This is a genomic window from Gemella sp. 27098_8_155, from assembly GCF_041433725.1.
GTDB lineage: Bacteria > Bacillota > Bacilli > Staphylococcales > Gemellaceae > Gemella > Gemella haemolysans_D.
This window is the reverse complement of the sequence record NZ_JAPWCA010000038.1, coordinates 1-2,292: the sequence shown is the minus strand read 5'-3', so window position 1 is coordinate 2,292 and position 2,292 is coordinate 1. Positions and strand designations below refer to the sequence as shown.

Here is a 2,292-nt window from a genome sequence, read left to right as displayed (position 1 = left end):
GATTTTGAGTCTAATATTATTAGTTTTAAATCTCAGAAATATTGATTTTATAAGCTTTTTTTCCATAATATTTTTTAAAACTTAGTATCACTTCCAAAGTTTAGATACTTTTTAGTAACTATAAAATGCTAGAAAGTATACTCCTTATTAAAAAGAGTTTTGGACTAGTTTTGTGCAATTTTATTACCCATATCCGTAATAAGAGAGGCTAAATTAATTGCCTTTAATGATTGTAGAAATTGGTTGTGAATATCATTAGACACATAACCAGCTAGCAAAATATGCTCAGCCATGTCATATTGCTTAATCAAGAGAATCTTATCATGTTTTTCATTAAATAAAATCGCACTAATTGCTGTATTAAAGACTGGAAAACGAAAACTCGCACATTGTGAACAATAAGGAATATCTCCCTCATCTTTTAAAAATTTTTTCTCCAAAGGATGCCCACATTCGGGACAACAAGTCATTGTTTTGTCAAATATAGAAACCTCTTTTTTAAAGTTCTTAAAAGTAATTTTACCAGTAAAATCGAGACCACGCAAGACATTGAAATAAATCAAGACTTTTTTTAAAATTTATCTTATGATATACTAAACTTATCAGCTATTGGTTCTGAAAAAGTGTCTGCCACAGTTTTACTACAAATTCTCATGACTTGTGCCAAGATTTATAAAAAACGGATAGCTATAATAGCTCTTAGAGCAAAAACATGACATATAGGAGGTTAAAGACATGTCATACTTTTATCTTTTTATCGCCATTGTAGGAGAGATATTGGGAACTAACCTTTTGAAATTATCAGACGGTTTTACAAAGCCTATTCCAACCGTTTCTGCCCTACTTAGCTATGGCGTTTGTTTCTATTTCCTCTCACTAGCAATGCAAAAAATTCCTTTAGGAATAGCTTATGCAACATGGTCAGCTGTCGGTTTAGTTTTGACAGCCTCTATCGCAGTAATGATTTTCAAAGAAACACTAAATGTTTATAGCATTATCGGTTTAATTTTGATTATCATTGGTGTTGTCATGGTTAACTTATTAGGAAATGCAGGACATTAATAAAACCGGCTCTATACTATTTGTAGTGGGTAAATCCCCTATGGATATTATGGAGCCTATTTTGTTGTAGAAAAAAAGTTCCATAAGAACTATAATGAAAAGCTAGAATTCTGTCAATATTTTGGACACATTTTGGGAGGGAATTTTGAAGACTAGCGTCCTCCTAATTTTCCCAATAAGTTTTAACTTCTTCAAAAATCTTATTCAAAAGTTCTGCATCTTTTTCTGACAACTGATTTTTTTCTATAACTCTATCTTTTAGTTCTGTTGCCTTTATTTTATTTCTTGCCACCGAAACTGCTATTGAATGTTTCAAAATATCAAACTCATCCTTTGAAAAGTTTGCAATATTGGTAAGATCTAATTGTTCTAGAGGTAAACTACTGATAATTGAATAAGGTTTTTGTCCCAGCAAATAATCTGTAGTAGTCCCAAAGATATTTGCGGTTCTGTTGCAAAGTTTTAAATCTACTATCAAATAAGGTAGAATAATAGAAAAAGATAGCAGGAGGAATGACGATGAATCATTTTAAAGGAAAGCAATTTCAGCAGGATGTGATTATTGTAGCCGTGGGCTACTATCTTCGTTATAACCTTAGCTATCGTGAAGTTCAAGAAATCTTATATGATTGTGGCATTAACGTTTCTCATACGACGATTTATCGTTGGGTGCAAGAATATGGCAAACTACTCTATCAAATTTGGAAAAAGAAAAATAAAAAATCCTTTTATTCATGGAAAATGGATGAAACATACATCAAAATTAAAGGAAAATGGCATTATTTGTATCGAGCCATCGATGCAGATGGTTTAACCTTGGATATTTGGTTACGTAAAAAACGGGACACACAAGCAGCCTATGCTTTTCTTAAGCGGTTAGTGAAGCAGTTTGATGAACCGAAGGTTGTAGTCACAGATAAAGCCCCCTCTATTACAAGTGCCTTTAAGAGACTAAAAGAATACGGCTTTTATCAAGGGACAGAACATCGTACCATTAAATACCTGAATAATTTGATTGAACAAGACCATCGTCCAGTAAAGAGACGCAATAAATTCTATCGAAGTTTACGCACTGCCTCACCCACGATTAAAGGCATGGAAGCCATCCGAGGATTATATAAGAAAACCCGAAAAGAAGGCACTCTCTTCGGGTTTTCGGTCTGTACTGAAATCAAGGTATTATTGGGAATCCCAGCTTAAATCATAGATGCCGTAAGGGATTTTATTCTT

General features: G+C 32.9%; 4 protein-coding genes. 2 read left to right on the top strand and 2 right to left on the bottom strand.

Annotated features, from left to right (window positions below; all coding sequences use genetic code 11):
* Positions 1-164 precede the first annotated feature (164 nt).
* The gene (locus tag O5Y44_RS08725) at positions 165-545 is read right to left on the bottom strand and encodes an NAD(+) diphosphatase (RefSeq protein WP_223346196.1); all 381 of its coding nucleotides are present in this window, start codon (positions 543-545) and stop codon (positions 165-167) included.
* A 190-nt stretch (positions 546-735) separates the two neighbouring features.
* Here O5Y44_RS08725 and O5Y44_RS08720 point away from each other — a divergent pair, with 190 nt between their 5' ends.
* The gene (locus O5Y44_RS08720) at positions 736-1,062 is read left to right on the top strand and encodes a DMT family transporter (protein WP_009732038.1); all 327 of its coding nucleotides are present in this window, start codon (positions 736-738) and stop codon (positions 1,060-1,062) included.
* A gap of 163 nt (positions 1,063-1,225) precedes the next feature.
* Here O5Y44_RS08720 and O5Y44_RS08715 read toward each other — a convergent pair whose 3' ends face one another.
* Positions 1,226-1,540: a hypothetical protein gene (locus tag O5Y44_RS08715; protein ID WP_257960204.1), complete on the bottom strand. Its 315-nt coding sequence runs from the start codon at positions 1,538-1,540 to the stop codon at positions 1,226-1,228.
* Between the two features lie 41 nt (positions 1,541-1,581).
* Here O5Y44_RS08715 and O5Y44_RS08710 point away from each other — a divergent pair, with 41 nt between their 5' ends.
* A complete protein-coding gene (locus tag O5Y44_RS08710; protein WP_371466004.1) occupies positions 1,582-2,262 on the top strand; it encodes an IS6-like element IS1216 family transposase in 681 nt (226 codons plus the stop codon).
* Positions 2,263-2,292 lie beyond the last annotated feature (30 nt).